Raw genomic sequence first — 14636 nt, 5'->3', positions numbered from 1 at the left:
GGTGCCGCGGCTTTTCATCGCGATCGACACACCGGCCGCGCTGGCGCACGCGCTGCTGCAAACCCTGCCGGCCCATCGCGATATCCGGCCCACGCCAGCCGCGCAGTTGCATCTGACGCTGCGATTTCTGGGCGAGTGCGATGCAGCGGTCACGACGGCCATCGCGCACGCGCTGCGGGGCGTGGCCGTCGAACCCATGGTGCTGCAAATCCGTGGTGTGGGCCGTTTTCGCGGGCGGCAGGGTTCGATCCTGTGGGCCGGGCTGGCCGAGTCGGCGCCATTGCAAGGTATGGTCGATCAGACCAGCGCGGTGCTGGAAGCCCACGGCATCGCGCCCGATCCGCGTCGCTTCCGCCCGCATCTGACCCTGGCGCGCTGCCGTCCGCGCGCGCCGGAGCCGCTGCTGCGCGATTGGCTCGGCGCGTTCCGCGACCTCGCGGCGCCACCGTGGCAAGTCGATCAATTCCTGCTCTACGAGAGCTTTCTTGGCAAGGACGGCGCCCGGCACGTTGTGCGCGACACCTATCGGGCCGTCAGCCCAGGTTGCTGACGCCCAGCGCCACCCCAAGTCCGCACAGCGTGGTACCGATGACCCGGTCCAGCAGCCGCTGGCGCTGCAGCATGGCCGCGCGGAGCGTCGGCGAGCCGAAGCACCACGCGACAATGCCGAACCAGACCAGGTGCGCCAGCGACATGAACAGGCCGTAGCCGAACTGCGCCGCCAGCGGGGTATGGGGGCTGACCACCTGCGTGTAGGTGCTGACCACGAACAGCGTGGTCTTCGGGTTCAGCGCGTTGGTCAGGAAGCCCATGCGGCATGCCGCCGTGCCGGAAATGTCAGGCGCGGCCGTGGTGTCCACCGTGATCGCCTTGCGATTGCGTAGTGTCTGGATGCCGATCCACATCAGATAGCCGGCGCCCAGCAGCTTGATGACCGACAGCACGCCATGGGCGTGGGCAATCAGCAGCGACACGCCGAGCATCGTATAGGCCACATGCACCTGTACGCCCAGCGCAATGCCCAGCGCGCACAGCAGACCGGTGCGCCGGCCGAACAGATAGCTGTTGCGGGTGACCATGGCGAAATCGGGCCCGGGGCTGATGACGGCGAGAACGGTGATCGTGGCGACGGCGGCAAGTTCGGCGAGGGGGGTCATTTCTGGTTAGTTTTCGTTGTGGAAGGCGGCCGCTGGGGGTGCGCGGCAGGCGCCATTCTGTCTCGCAGAAATGGGTACGCAAAGCGATTTATACTGGCGCAATTCCGTGAGTAAAACTGACTGATCGCATGGCTTCGATGCACTGGCTGGGCTGGATCCGCTTTTTCGAGGCGGCGGCGCGACACCAGAATTTCGCGCGCGCGGCCGAAGAGCTGCACCTGACGCACGGCGCGATCAGCCGCCAGATCCGGCAGCTGGAAGACGCGCTGGGCGTGCCCCTGTTCGAGCGGCGCAACCGGGCGGTATTCCTGACCGACGCTGGCCAGACGCTGCATGCGGCGGCCACGCAGTCGATGGATCTGCTGGCGGCGGCAGCCGAACGGATCCGCGCGCCGACGCCGGCCGCGGCGCTGGTGCTGTCGTGCGAGCCCACCATCGCCATGCGCTGGCTGATCCCCCGGCTCGGCCGTTTCTCGGAAGCGCATCCAGACGTTCCGCTGCACCTGATGGCGGCCGGCGGCCCCGTGGACTTTGCCGCGCAAGGCATCGATGTTGCACTGCGGCGTAACGACTTTGCATTCGATCCACGCTGGCATAGCAGCGAACTGGCGCCCGAGCGGGTGGGGCCGGTCTGCCGTCCTGATCTGGCGCAGGCGGGGCTGGCCGATGCGGTCAGGCTCCATACCCGTACGCGCCCCGATGCCTGGCAGCGATGGGCCTGCAGCGCCGGGGAGGCCTTGCCAGGCGCGCCGGACGGGCCCGGCAGCCAGCGCGACGCCTGGTACGAACACTTCTACCTGAGCCTGCAGGCCGCCGCTGCCGGATTGGGCTGGGCCGTGGCATCGGAGTGGATGGCCGCCGACGAACTGGCCGATGGCCGGCTGAGCGCGCCCCGGGGATTCGTGCCCGACGGGTCGGCGTACCACCTGATATCGCCAGTGCCGTTTGCCAGGGACCCGCGCCGCGCGGCCCTGTTGCACTGGCTGCGAGCCGAACTGGCGCGGGCGCCTGGGGGGCAAACCGACGCGCCGGCCGGCCGATGAAACAACGCCGCACCCGCCATGGGGCAACGGCGCCGAAAGCGCAGCGGAAGCTACCCCACCGAAGTCGGTTCCTAAAGTTACGTCGTATTTTGCCGAAGGCCATGGCATATGCTTGCGCCGCTTGGGTGGCGCGCTTACCATGCGGCGGCTGGCGCGCCGCGCGCTGACAGATCCATTGCCCGCCCGCCCTGGCGATCCGCGGCGCAACCACTATTAGACGTAGCGTATTCCATGAGTCTTCAAGATCCCCGCGGGCCGCAGGCAGGCCAATCCTTGTCCCAGTTCGAGGACGAGTCCGACGAGCGGGACGCTGCGCAGTCGGATGAACGCTACCGGCTGACGCACAGCTCGCAGATCGGCACGGTGTTGCGCGACATGGCGTGGCAGAAATGCCTGCTGAACGTGCGCTCGCGCAATGGCTCCGAGATCGTGACGTCGATCCTGCACGTCGATCCGGCCAACAAGACGTTCATTTTCGACTGGTGCCGCGCCGATGGTGAGCGCCAGGCGCTGATGGGGTCGGAGCAGAATGCCTTTTCCGGCCTGCTGCGTGGCGTACCGGTGAACTTCGTGGTGGGCACGCCCGGTGCCACGCGTTTCGAGGGCGGCCCGGCGTTTATCGCCGACTTCCCCGAGAAGCTCTACCACTTCCAGCGCCGCCGCCATTTCCGCGCGCGCACGCTGCTGACCAAGGGCTATCGCTGCGAGGTCGTGCTGCCGGCGTCGGCCGACAAGACCACGCTGCAACTCGATATCGCCGATCTGTCGCTGTCGGGCGTGGGCCTGCGCTCGCGCCAGGTGGGCGCCGACCAGCTGCCGGTGGGCACGGTCATCAAGAAATGCCGGCTCGATTTTGCCGAGCTGGGCCGCCTGGAGCTGGACATGCAGGTGGTAGGCCACTGGCTGGTCGGGTTTGACGACAACACCGTCCACCACTACGGCTGCGCGTTCCTGAATCCGGACGGGCGCATGGAAAACTTCCTGCAGCGCCTGGTGTTCCAGCTGGAACTGGCGCACCGGGGCTGAGCCCCGGCGGGGTCAATCAGCTTCCTACCAGCTTGCCGATCGCGGCTGCCGCCTCGCGCATGGGGCCGAGCAGCCGCGCGATCATTTCGGATTCCGACACCTTGTTGGCCTTCACGCTCACGCTGATGGCCGCCACCACCATGCCCGTCTGGGCGCGCACCGGCACGGCAATCGCCCGCAGGCCCGGTTCCAGTTCCTCGTCGATCAGCACATAGTCCAGTTCGCGCGCGCGCTGGAACGCCGCTTCCAGTTCCGGCCGCGAGACCTTGGTCAGCAGCGTGCGCGGGCGCAGCTCGGCATGTTCGAAGAATGCTTCGAGCACGGCGTCGGGCTGGTGGGCCAGCAGCAGGCGGCCCGTGGACGTGCAATAGGCCGGCAACCGGCTGCCCATGCCCAGCGCATGGGTCAGCACGCGATGCACCTCGGAGCGCACCAGGTACAGGATGTCGATGCCGTCCAGGATGGCCAGCGCCGACGTCTCGTGGACGCGTGCGCTCAGCGTGTCGAGGATGGGCTGCGCCGACGAGACGAGCGACGTCGACGAGAAATAGGCATGTCCCAGGTGCAGCACGCGCGGCCGCAAGGCAAAGTGCCCGTCCTGCTGGCTCACGTATCCCAGTTGCTCCAGCGTATAGAGGCAGCGCCGCACCGAGGCGCGCGACAGCTGCGTGCGCTGGGCCACCTGTGAGATCGTCAGCGGCCGCTTACGCTCGGAGAACGCCTCCAGCACCGTCAGGCCGCGCGCCAGCGACAGCATGAAATTCGGATCCCCGGCAAAGCTGTTGAGAATATCGGCCGGCGGATGGGCGGCGCGGACGGTGTCGGCCTGGGCTGGCTTGAGATGGATGGGATTGGGGGCGTCCATGGCGGGGGGCGATGCGCTGTTCGATAATCGCGCATCTTAACGCCCCGGCACGCAGATTTCCGAATTCCAGACAAAAAAATGTCGCCGATTGGAGCGGCGACCGGGGAAGGGGGTGTCAGGAGGACGGGGGTCCAACCAACAGGATCGAGTATAGAGAGCCGCACAGAGACATTACATACAACTAACGTGGGGGTTCGGTGCGCCGCACTTTGTGGCGCAGGCACTACCCAACCGGGCAGGCTACGGCTTGCCCAGGAACAGGTAGAACGCGTAGTGGCCCCCGGCCGCCCGCCCGTAGGCGAGGTAAAGCGGGCCGATCGGGCTGTCCACGCCCAGGAACAGCGATCCCGATTTCAGCGCCCCGGTGGGGCTGCCAGCCACCAGCGGCGCGCCCACGCGCCCGATTTCCGCCGACGCCCCGGCATAGACGCCTTCCAGCAGCGTCTGCTTGACGAGCTTGTTGTAGTAGACCAGCCGGGCAAACTGGATATTGCCGCCGATCAGCTGGCCGGTGCTGTAGCCGGACTGCTGCAGGAAGCCGCCCCACTGGAACAGGTCGTAGCGGGGCAGCCCCGGCCCGCCGATATTGCTGCCGGCGCGGATGCCCAGGTTCACCGTGCTGCGCCCGAACGAATACGCGCCGGTCGCCGTGAGTTCGCCTTTCGTGTAGGTATCGGTGGCGCCCATGCCGGCCTGCGACGAGAACACGTTGATCGATCCGCCATAGCCAAAACGCGGAAAGTTGATGCTGTCCAGCTGATCGAACAGCAGCCGGCCCGTGATGGCCCGCCGCTGCACGTCGCTGCCGGCGGTCGGCGCCAGCGATTCCGGCCCGGTGGACAGCGACACGTTCTGATGCCCGATCACCACGCCCAGCCGGGCTTCGCCGTACTTGGTGAACTGGCTGCCCACATCGAACGCGAAATCGGTGCGGCGCAGGTCGTATTCGGCGATCTTGCTGTCGCCGCTGAACACGTTGACCGGCCGGCGTTCCAGTTCGATGCGCGGCGCCACGAAGAACAGCTGGCGCGTATCGAGCGGCTGGTAGAACTCGCTGACCAGGCTCGATGTCTGCCCCACCTGCACGTCGTTGCGCCATTCGGCGCCGAGCGAATTCAGCCAGGTGCGGCGATAGCTGGCCAGCAGGTTGAAGTAGGCGTTGCCACGAAAGTCCGAACTCAGGCCCAGCCCGAAGCGCAGGTAGTCGGGACCGTAGCTCTTTTCGACGGCATCCACGTTCAGCACGCGCTTGCCCGGTTCCTCCAGGAAGCGATAGTTCACGTGCTCGAAGTCCCCGGTGCCGAACAGGCGCCGCATGTCGCGGTCCAGCGTGGCCTGCGTGATCGGCTCGCCGGGTCGGGTTTCCATGGTGGCGGCCGCAAAGGCCGGGTTGACGCGATCCAGCGGGGCGAAGCGGATTTCGTCGACCGGGCGCAGGTCGGGCGGCGGCAGGGCGCGCTGGGCGACGCGCAGGGCCGCGTATTTGTCTTCCGGCAGCGACAGCGCCGACAGCCGGTCGGCCACGCGTCGGGCGGCCGCTTCGCCGATGGGGATGGTCTTGGGCAGGTGGTTGAAGTCGCCCGCCGAGAAATCGCCCAGGGCCGGTTCGATCAGGATGTCGGTCGGCTTCAGCGACGCCAGCGACGTGCGCACGTTCTGCTCGGTCAGGATATTGAGCATCTGCCCGGTGACGCCGATCAGCGAGGTCAGTTCCTCGCGCTTCATCAGCGGTGTGCCCAGGTTCACGGCGATGACGATGTCGGCGCCCATGGCACGCGCCACGTCCACGGGCAGGTTGTCGGTGAGCCCGCCATCGACGAGCAGCTTGCCTTCGTACTCGGTGGGCGCCACCGCGCCAGGCACCGACATGCTGGCGCGCATGACGTTGGCCAGTTCGCCCTCGCTGAAAACCACCGGCGTGCCGGCCACCAGGTCGGTGGCCACGGCGCGGTAGGGAATCGGCAGCGAGTCGAAATCGCGATAGCCTGGAGCGTTGGCAAGCTGGCGCAGCACGGTTTCGAGCTGCACGCCCGATACCGCCCCCTTCGGCAGCAGCAGCCCGTCCGACCGTACCCCGATCTCGGGCGTCACCAGGTTGGTGTGATCCTCGATCTTGCGTCGAATGGCCAGGTCCTGGCGCGGCGGCCGTTCCTTGAACAGCGCATCGGTCGACAGGCTGCCGACGAGCTTTTCCATATCGGTGGTGCTCATGCCCGTGGCGTATGCGCCGCCAACCAGCGAACCCATGCTGGTGCCGGCGATGCAGTCCACCGGCACGCGTAGCGATTCCAGCACCTTCAGCACCCCGATATGCGCCGCGCCGCGTGCGCCGCCGCCGGACAGCACCACGCAGATGCGCGGCCGTCCATCCGGATGTGGCGGAAGCGCCGGGCGGGCGACAGGTTGGTCGGGCGTGGCGGGAGTCAGCACCGGCGGGGCGGTGGGGGCCGGGTTGGGCGGCGGCAATAGCGCGCGGCCAGCGTCGGCCGCGATGGCGGCCGCGCAGGCCAGCATGGCCGCCAGGCCTGCGGCGGACCGATGCAATGCGGAAGTGACGCGCGTGGCAGTGACCATGGCAATTGGCAGTCCGCCGTGTACCGGTTCGGCGCACCACACTAGCAGCAGCGCCCAGCCCGGCACAGCCTTGTCGAAACAATTCAATATCGCCCCGGTTTCCTGCATATCAGGGATTGCCTCGCCATGCATTGGACCAAAGACCCTGATCGGGGCGGGCGTCATATACTGGCGCGGTTCTGTTCTTCCACTGTCCTGCCGTGTCCGCCGCCGAGTCTGCCGCCGATTCCTTCCCCCCGCCCGATGATCCCAAACCGCTGCCGCCCGAACGCCCCGGCGACAACGAGTGCTGCCAGAGCGGCTGCGATCCGTGCGTGTTCGACTTCTACAACGACGAGATGGATCGCTACCGCCAGGAGCTGAAGGCGTGGGAAGCGCGCCAGGTCGGGCGCGTCAAGGTGAATCCGTGAGCCACGCCGCAGACCGCGACCACCGCGACCACCGCGACGGCCCCGGCGCGGCATTGCTCGACTTTGTCGAACGCCATCCGCGGCTGTTCGTGCTGACGGGCGCCGGTATCAGCACCGATTCCGGCATTCCTGGCTACCGCGACGAACAGGGCCGTTGGCAGCGTTCCGCGCCGATGACGATCACGGCGTTCCTGAGTGGGCATCCCGCGCGCCAGCGGTACTGGGCGCGCAGCATGGTGGGCTGGCCCGTGGCGGACGCCGCGCAGCCCAACATCAGCCACCGGGTGGTGGCGCGCCTGGGCGATGCCGGGCGCGTGGCGGGTCTGGTCACCCAGAACGTGGACGGCCTGCACCAGCGCGCGGGCAGCCGCGATGTGACCGAACTGCACGGCAGCATCGGCCAGGTGGTGTGCCTGTCGTGCGCCACGCCATATCGGCGCATCGATATCCAACGCTGGCTGTGGCTGCACAACCCCGATTTCCACGATGTATCCGCGCTGCCGGCGGCCGATGGCGACGCGCATCTGGAGTCGCCGCTGTTCGACAATTTCGCGGTGCCGGATTGCGAGCGTTGCGGCGGGGTGCTCAAGCCGGACGTGGTGTTCTTTGGCGAATCGGTGCCGCGCGAGCGCGTGGACGCGGGCCGCCGGGCGCTCGATATGGCCGATGGCATGCTGGTGATCGGTTCGTCGCTGACGGTGTTCTCGGGCTACCGCTTCTGCCTGTGGGCGGCCGAGCGCGGGTTGCCGATCGCGGCGCTGAACCTGGGCACCACGCGTGCCGATCCGCTGCTGGCCGCCAAGATCTCCGCCCCGATCGGGCCGGCCCTGGCCGCGCTGGCCGTGTCGCTGGGGCTCGAAGCCGATTGACCGCACGAGCCGGCACGGCTAGGATCTGACCGTTGCCGGCGCCTGTGCGCCGCCCTTGCTTCCGCAAGGCTGACATCCGATCTACCGATCACGCCATGACGCCCCGAGCCCTCTCCACCATCGCTGTTGCTGCCGCCGCCGCCGAACCGTGCGGCCTGCCAGCGCGCGAGCGCGGTCTGCTCGGTGCCGGTCCTGTCGCGCCTCCCCCGTTCGCGCCGCCCATGGCGCCTCCGACGGCGCCCCCTCGCGGCTGATTTCCGCCGCCTTTTGTCCCCGGCTTTCCTGATGGATCACGTGCCGACGCCCGCTGCGTCAGCACGCGCCGGGGCCTGCGTGGTTTCGACAGGACCCAATCATGACTTTCCAGAAAGATGCCGTGGCGGCAGGGGCTGCCACGCAAACGCGTGCGTGCCTGCTGGCCGCACATGGCGCCACCCCGTTGTTCGTGCTGCTGTGGAGCGGCGGTGCGATCTTCAGCCGCTGGGGCCTGGCCCACGCCTCGCCCTTCGCCTTCCTGACGTTGCGCTTCGTGATCGCGCTCGGCGTGCTCGCGTCGATCGGGCTGCTGCGGCGCCGGCTGCTGCCGGCTGCCGGCACCCGTGGCCGCGTCGCGCTGGCGGGTGCGCTGATGATCGGCGGCTATTCGATCTGCTACCTGCTGGCGCTGGATTTCGGCATGACGCCGGGGGTGCTGGCCACGGTGCTGGGCGTGCAGCCGATCCTGACGCTGCTGTGGTCCGAGCGGCGCGTCTCGCCGGTGCGGATGGCCGGACTGGTGCTGGCGCTGGGCGGGCTGGTCATGATCGTGGCCGACAGCCTGATGGCGGCGCGGCTGTCGGCCGGCGGCTGGGTTTGCGCACTGGGTGCGCTGGCCTGCATGACGACCGGCGCCGTCTGGCAGAAGGGCGTGAAGCAGGCGCCGATGGAGGTGCTGCCGCTGCAATACACCGTGGCGCTGCTGATGTGCGTGGCGTGCCTGCCTTTCCAGCCGTTCCGCTTCGAAGTGGTGGCAGGTTTCCTGGTGCCGCTGCTATGGATGGGGATCGTGATCTCGGTGGCAGCCACGCTGCTGTTCTACCGGCTGATCCAGCGCGGCAACCTCGTCAACGTCACCAGCCTGTTCTACCTGGTGCCGCCGGCCACCGTGCTGCTGGACTACCTGTTTCTCGGCAATCGTCCCGCGCCGCTGGCGCTGGTCGGCATGGTGGCGATACCGGCGGGCCTGGCGCTGGTGTTCCGGCCCGCGCGTTAGCGCGGGGATCGCGCAGGATCAGCGCAGATCCACCTTCACGCTGATGCCGGCGGGTGTCACGGTGATGGCGCCCGGCTGCACATCCTTGCCGTTGAAACGCAGTTCCTCGGGCTTGAACGTGTAGAGCGGATAGTCCTTGAGCAACTGTTCGGCCACCACGGCGCCGATCGCGTTGAGCTGCTGCGTGTACTGGCTCATGCCCTGTACCTGCACGTCCTGCACGGTGGGATTGTCCAGCAGCACGGCGCGGCGGGTGGGGTCGTACTTCACGCCGCTGTTCAGCGACATCGTGCCGTTGACCGGCGGCGCCGGAAGGATCGTGTTGGACATGGCCGCGTCCATCTGCGTGGTCACGCGGTTGGTGGCCTGGTCGAGCACCAGCCGTGGATTCGACAACTGCACGCTGACCAGCTCGCCATAGCGCAGCGTGGTCGGAAACTTCTTGTCGACGGCGCTCTGCAGTTCGGCCTTGGTGAAGGTGTACTCGCCGGTCCAGACGTTGTAGCCGGCGTGGGCCGTGCCAAGGGCTGTGGCGGCGATGGCCACGGCCAGGAAATGGCGCAGGTGACGAGCGGGGCGCAAAGACGGGGCGGTCAGGGGCATGGATGCGGAATGGTCGGTCGATAGCCGGTGTGACCCGGTCATCGCGAAGTTCGTTCCGGATTGTGCCTCATGCGCCGGTCAGACTCAGTAGTGCGGCGGGATCTCGTGCTGCGGGTTGCCCTCGGCGCCCAACGGTGCGGCGGCGCGCACCTGCTGGTAGAGCGCACGAAACTGGGCCTGCAGCAGGTCGAGCTGCTGCTGCTGGCGGGCAACGGTCAGGTTGAGCGTCTCGATCAGGTCCTCCTGGAAGGCGACCTTGATTTCGAGATCGGTCAGGCGGGATTCCATCAGCGATTCTCCGGTTGGGTGCGGCATTGTAGGGGATGCTACGCCGTGCCCAGCCGGAGGCCGATGGATCAGACGCGCGACGCCGTTACTGCTTGGGTGCGACCAGCACCATCCACGTGATGCCGAACTTGTCGGCCACCATGCCGAAGCGTTCGCTGAAGAACGTGGGGGCGGCCGGCATCACCACGTTGCCGCCCTGCGACAGCGCACCGATGGTCTTGTCCACTTCGGCCGCGCTGGCCACCGTGATCGACAGCGCAAAGCCCTTGAATTCGGCCTGGCCCTTGTTCTCGCCGTCAGACCCCATGATCGTGGTATCGCCAATCTGCAGGGCCATGTGCATGACCTTGTCGCCGCTGACGGCGGCCGGGCCGCAGCCAGGGCCCGCGTCGGGCGGGGCATCCTTGAAACGCATCAACCCTTCCACCCTGGCGCCAATGGCGGTCTTGTAGAACTCGGCCGCTTCCTCTGCGCGACCATCGAAAAACAGGTACGACTGGACTTTCGAAGACATCGACATCTCCTGCTGGGTTGGGCCCGGCAGCCCCGGGCGTTGTGCGAAGCGGCGCTTGTGTACGCCGTCCACAAAAGACTAGACGACGGTCTGTACGATGTCCACATTTATTTTCGGCGGCCCCGCGTTTGGCGCTGACGCCGTGCCATGTCACAATTCAAGGTTACGAGTTTCGGGCGCCGGACCGGCTCGCCGCACGGCCAGTTCGTGTGGGGGCGCCCCAAGAGCCGACAAATTCACCTGGTTTTCTGGCGATGACTACCATCCTGCAGCACATTCCTTCCGGCCAGCGCGTCGGTATCGCATTCTCGGGCGGCCTGGACACCAGCGCCGCGCTCCTCTGGATGCGTCAGAAGGGCGCCATTCCCTACGCCTACACCGCCAACCTGGGCCAGCCGGACGAGCCGGACTACGACGACATTCCGCGCCGTGCCATGGCCTACGGCGCCGAAGCCGCCCGCCTGGTGGACTGCCGCGCCCAGCTGGTGGCCGAAGGCATCGCCGCGCTGCAGTGCGGTGCGTTCCACATCTCCACCGCCGGCGTGACGTACTTCAACACCACGCCGATCGGCCGCGCCGTGACCGGCACGATGCTGGTGGCCGCCATGAAGGAAGACGGCGTCAACATCTGGGGCGACGGCAGCACGTTCAAGGGCAACGACATCGAGCGTTTCTACCGCTACGGCCTGCTGACCAACCCGGGCCTGCAGATCTACAAGCCGTGGCTGGACCAGCAGTTCATCGACGAACTGGGCGGCCGTGCCGAAATGTCGGAATTCATGCGCCAGCACGGCCATGCGTACAAGATGTCGGCCGAAAAGGCCTACTCGACCGATTCGAACATGCTCGGCGCCACGCACGAGGCCAAGGATCTGGAGCACCTGGATTCGGGCATCCGCATCGTCCAGCCGATCATGGGCGTGCAGTTCTGGCGCGACGAAGTGGAAGTGAAGCGCGAGGAAGTGACCGTGCGCTTCGAGGAAGGCCAGCCTGTGGCGCTGAACGGCAAGACGTTCGCCAACGCCGTGGACCTGTTCATGGAAGCCAATGTCATCGGTGGCCGCCACGGCCTGGGCATGAGCGACCAGATCGAGAACCGCATCATCGAAGCCAAGAGCCGCGGCATCTATGAAGCCCCGGGCCTGGCGCTGCTGTTCATCGCCTACGAGCGCCTGATCACCGGCATCCACAACGAAGACACCATCGAGCAGTACCGCGACAACGGCCGCCGCCTGGGTCGCCTGCTGTACCAGGGCCGCTGGTTCGACCCGCAAGCCATCATGCTGCGCGAAACCGCACAACGCTGGGTGGCGGGCGCCATCACCGGCGAAGTGACCATCGAGCTGCGTCGCGGCAACGACTATTCGATCCTGAACACCACCTCGCCGAACCTGACGTACAAGCCCGAGCGCCTGACGATGGAAAAGGGCGAGTCGATGTTCACGCCGCTGGACCGTATCGGCCAGCTGACGATGCGTACGCTCGACATCGTCGACACGCGCGAGAAGCTCCAGACGTATGCCAAGACCGGCCTGCTGTCGTCGCAGACCAGCGCCGCGCTGCCCAAGCTCGAAGACTGAGCCGCCGCAGCGGCCGCGACGGCACGCTGAAACCAAGAACCGGCACGAGCAATCGTGCCGGTTTTTTTTTGGCTCAGAACAGTTGCGCGGTATCGATGGCTGCCGCCATGGCCGCGTAACCCTGGTCGCCCGGGTGCAGGTGGTCACCGCTGTCGAAGGCCGGCAGCAGGCGTTCGGGGTGGGCCGGATCGCGCACGGCGGCGTCGAAATCGGCTACCGCGTCGAACGTGCCGCTGGTGCGGATCCAGTGATTCACCCGCTGCCGCAGGGCCTCTTTCTCCGGCGAGGAATAACCGTGGATCGGGCTGCCATCGAGCGCACCCGCAAAGGGCGTGATGGTGGCGCCGATCACGCGCACGCCGCTGGCGCGGGCCTGCGCGACCAGCTTGCGATATCCGCCGGCAAGTTCGTCCACGGTCGGCAGCTTGCGGTCCGGTGCGAACGTCGAGCCGGGCCAGGCGATGTCGTTGATGCCCAGGGCCACGACCACGCTGCGTACGTGCGGCACAGCCAGCACGTCATGACCGAAGCGTCCGAGGCCCGATTCGCCCATGCCGTCGCGCAGCAACTGCCCGCCCGAAATGCCGGCATTGAGCACGGCGGTGCGCTGGTGCGCCAGCCGGGTTGCCAACTGGTCGGGCCAGCGGCGATCGGCATCGGGTGTCGCACCATTGCCTTCGGTGATGGAATCGCCGATGGCCACGACGGTCGGATAGGGCGCCGGCGTTTCGACTTCGATGGCCGCCAGGAGGATGCGTGCCTGGAACGTGCGTGCCTCGCGCGTCGCCGGCTGGCCGGCCCGATCGACCTGATTGCCGGGCACGATGTATGCCGTCTGTCGGCCATCCCAATGGAACGATGCCAACGTCGTGGGCCGGGGCAGGTAGAGGCCCACGGCCAGGGTATCGAGCGCCGGCACGTCGAGGTCCACTGGATCGCTCGTCACGGTACCGCCGGCCGGCACGGCCACCGCGGCATGGCCGGCAAATGTGACCGGGCGCCCGAGATGGGCCGCCTTGCCCTGCATGCCCGCCGCTTCGATGTGGACGGCCTGCCGGCCATACCGGTTCGACAGCACCAGTCGCACGCGTCGGCCGCCCGCGCTGATGCGCACGCGCTGCACGACTGTGGCGTCGTGGATCGGTTCGGGCAATCCAGTGGGCAGCGGCTGGGCGCCCGGGGCCCAGACCGGCTGCTGGCTGGCGACCCATGTCGTGGCCCAGCTGGTGGTCAAGTTGGCGGCGGGGGCGGCGTCGGGCGAGGCCTGTCCGGCAATTCCGGCACCGGAAAGCAGGCTGCCGGACATCGCCATCGCGCGCATCCATGACGTTGAGAACATCGGAGACTCCTGAAGTCGTAAAGAGGATCCCAATGTCACTCATTCCGATACTTGCAGGTAGGTGGCAGAATGGCATATCACTCATGCCAATAGAGAATGGGCTGCCATGGATACCCTCAAGGCAATGCGAGTCTTCGCCCGGGCGATGGAACTGGGCAGCCTGTCGGCGGTGGCGCGTGAAATCGGCACGTCGCAACCCACCGTCAGCAAGACCTTGGCCGCGCTGGAGTCGGACCTCGGCGTCCGGCTGATGGAACGCACGACCACGCGGCTGACGGCCACCGAAGCGGGCCGCCGGTTCTACGCGCAGGCGCTGACCGTGCTCGATGCCTATGGCGAAGCCGTGGGCGAGGCGCGCGGGCTGGCCAACCATCCATCCGGCCGGATCATCGTCAGCGCGCCGGTCAGCCTGGGGGTGCTGCGGCTGAACGCGCTGGTGCTCGAATTCCTGCAGGCCTTTCCGGATGTCGATATCGATCTGCGGTTCGACGACCGCTTTGTCGATCTGGTGGAGGCCGGCGTCGATGTGGCGCTGCGTCTGGGCGCGTCGCTGCCGCCCAACGTGGTGGCGCGTCGCATCGCCGTATCGCCACGCATGCTTGTGGCCGCGCCCGGCTATCTGGCCCGTCATCCGCCGCTGCGGCAGCCGGCCGACCTGATCGACCATCGGTTACTGCGCTTCACGTGGCTGGCGGCTGGCGAAGAGATCGTGCTGACCGATGCACGTGGCCGTACCGCCAGTGTCGAGGCGATCTGCCGCTATCGCGTCAACAACTCGCTGGCGATGCGCGAGAGCTTTCTGGCCGGCGCAGGGCTGGGCCTGACGCCGGCCTGGCTGGTGCAGGACCTGCTGGACCGTGGCGACCTGGTGCCCGTGCTGCCAGGCTGGCATGGCCTGCCGCAGGAGGCGTTCCTGGTCTATCCGTCGCGCCGATACCAGCCGGCCCGCACGCGTGCCCTGCTGGCGTTCCTGGCCGAGCGCCTGCCGGCGCTGCCTGGTTTCGCCCCGGCCGATACATAGCGGAAATGCGAGCCCGCCCTGCAAGCTGCGCCGCAACGCGGCACAATGCGCGATGCCGGCCCGGATGGATATCAGGGCCGCTTGCCTTTTCTGCT

15 protein-coding genes are annotated in these 14636 nt (G+C 67.5%); 8 read left to right on the top strand and 7 right to left on the bottom strand.

What is annotated here, in order from left to right; all coding sequences use genetic code 11:
- Nucleotide 1 precedes the first annotated feature (1 nt).
- A complete protein-coding gene (thpR, locus tag BLQ58_RS26285) occupies nucleotides 2-550 on the top strand; it encodes an RNA 2',3'-cyclic phosphodiesterase (RefSeq protein WP_029051030.1) in 549 nt (182 codons plus the stop codon).
- Here thpR and BLQ58_RS26280 read toward each other — a convergent pair.
- Nucleotides 534-1157, bottom strand: a complete 624-nt coding sequence (locus tag BLQ58_RS26280; protein ID WP_029051031.1) for a LysE family translocator — start codon at nucleotides 1155-1157, stop codon at nucleotides 534-536. The genes thpR and BLQ58_RS26280 overlap by 17 nt on opposite strands.
- Before the next feature lie 137 nt (nucleotides 1158-1294).
- Here BLQ58_RS26280 and BLQ58_RS26275 point away from each other — a divergent pair, with 137 nt between their 5' ends.
- Together BLQ58_RS26275 and BLQ58_RS26270 are read left to right on the top strand one after the other, a co-directional pair.
- The gene (locus tag BLQ58_RS26275; RefSeq protein WP_049815871.1) at nucleotides 1295-2200 is read left to right on the top strand and encodes a LysR substrate-binding domain-containing protein; all 906 of its coding nucleotides are present in this window, start codon (nucleotides 1295-1297) and stop codon (nucleotides 2198-2200) included.
- 231 nt (nucleotides 2201-2431) lie between these two features.
- On the top strand, nucleotides 2432-3226 hold the full coding sequence (locus BLQ58_RS26270) for a flagellar brake protein (protein WP_029051033.1): 795 nt from the start codon (nucleotides 2432-2434) through the stop codon (nucleotides 3224-3226).
- A 16-nt stretch (nucleotides 3227-3242) separates the two neighbouring features.
- On the opposite strand, the gene BLQ58_RS26265 is transcribed toward BLQ58_RS26270, so the two are convergent.
- Together BLQ58_RS26265 and BLQ58_RS26260 are read right to left on the bottom strand one after the other, a co-directional pair.
- Complete coding sequence (locus BLQ58_RS26265; protein ID WP_029051034.1) at nucleotides 3243-4091, bottom strand: IclR family transcriptional regulator domain-containing protein; 849 nt, start codon at nucleotides 4089-4091, stop codon at nucleotides 3243-3245.
- 240 nt (nucleotides 4092-4331) lie between these two features.
- Nucleotides 4332-6665, bottom strand: coding sequence for a patatin-like phospholipase family protein (locus BLQ58_RS26260; protein WP_029051035.1), 2334 nt, complete (start codon nucleotides 6663-6665; stop codon nucleotides 4332-4334).
- Between the two features lie 200 nt (nucleotides 6666-6865).
- Here BLQ58_RS26260 and BLQ58_RS26255 point away from each other — a divergent pair, with 200 nt between their 5' ends.
- From BLQ58_RS26255 to BLQ58_RS26245, 3 genes are all read left to right on the top strand, one after another.
- Entirely contained in the window at nucleotides 6866-7075 is a 210-nt protein-coding gene (locus BLQ58_RS26255; RefSeq protein ID WP_049815866.1) for an oxidoreductase-like domain-containing protein, read from the top strand.
- The gene (locus tag BLQ58_RS26250; RefSeq protein WP_049815867.1) at nucleotides 7072-7944 is read left to right on the top strand and encodes an NAD-dependent protein deacetylase; all 873 of its coding nucleotides are present in this window, start codon (nucleotides 7072-7074) and stop codon (nucleotides 7942-7944) included. Before BLQ58_RS26255 ends, BLQ58_RS26250 begins: the two co-directional genes overlap by 4 nt.
- Nucleotides 7945-8299: 355 nt before the next feature.
- Nucleotides 8300-9196, top strand: a complete 897-nt coding sequence (locus tag BLQ58_RS26245) for a DMT family transporter (protein WP_049815868.1) — start codon at nucleotides 8300-8302, stop codon at nucleotides 9194-9196.
- Nucleotides 9197-9214: 18 nt separating this feature from the next.
- Here BLQ58_RS26245 and BLQ58_RS26240 read toward each other — a convergent pair whose 3' ends face one another.
- The 3 genes from BLQ58_RS26240 to BLQ58_RS26230 all read right to left on the bottom strand — a co-directional run bounded on the left by BLQ58_RS26240 (nucleotide 9215) and on the right by BLQ58_RS26230 (nucleotide 10601).
- The gene (locus BLQ58_RS26240; protein WP_029051038.1) at nucleotides 9215-9799 is read right to left on the bottom strand and encodes a DUF1439 domain-containing protein; all 585 of its coding nucleotides are present in this window, start codon (nucleotides 9797-9799) and stop codon (nucleotides 9215-9217) included.
- An 84-nt stretch (nucleotides 9800-9883) separates the two neighbouring features.
- Entirely contained in the window at nucleotides 9884-10087 is a 204-nt protein-coding gene (locus BLQ58_RS26235; RefSeq protein WP_029051039.1) for a SlyX family protein, read from the bottom strand.
- A gap of 85 nt (nucleotides 10088-10172) precedes the next feature.
- A complete protein-coding gene (locus BLQ58_RS26230) occupies nucleotides 10173-10601 on the bottom strand; it encodes a VOC family protein (protein WP_029051040.1) in 429 nt (142 codons plus the stop codon).
- Between the two features lie 254 nt (nucleotides 10602-10855).
- Here BLQ58_RS26230 and argG point away from each other — a divergent pair, with 254 nt between their 5' ends.
- A complete protein-coding gene (gene argG, locus BLQ58_RS26225; RefSeq protein ID WP_029051041.1) occupies nucleotides 10856-12181 on the top strand; it encodes an argininosuccinate synthase in 1326 nt (441 codons plus the stop codon).
- A 73-nt stretch (nucleotides 12182-12254) separates the two neighbouring features.
- Here the strand turns inward: argG and BLQ58_RS26220 are convergent, their stop codons facing one another.
- On the bottom strand, nucleotides 12255-13520 hold the full coding sequence (locus BLQ58_RS26220) for a GDSL-type esterase/lipase family protein (protein WP_092603271.1): 1266 nt from the start codon (nucleotides 13518-13520) through the stop codon (nucleotides 12255-12257).
- A 106-nt stretch (nucleotides 13521-13626) separates the two neighbouring features.
- Between BLQ58_RS26220 and BLQ58_RS26215 the strand changes: the two genes are divergently transcribed.
- On the top strand, nucleotides 13627-14541 hold the full coding sequence (locus BLQ58_RS26215; RefSeq protein ID WP_092603269.1) for a LysR family transcriptional regulator: 915 nt from the start codon (nucleotides 13627-13629) through the stop codon (nucleotides 14539-14541).
- Nucleotides 14542-14636 lie beyond the last annotated feature (95 nt).

This window comes from Ralstonia sp. 25mfcol4.1 (genome assembly GCF_900104095.1).
In the GTDB taxonomy this organism is placed as follows: domain Bacteria; phylum Pseudomonadota; class Gammaproteobacteria; order Burkholderiales; family Burkholderiaceae; genus Cupriavidus.
Note: the sequence above shows the minus strand (reverse complement) of the source record. Positions and strands in the feature narration are given on the sequence as shown.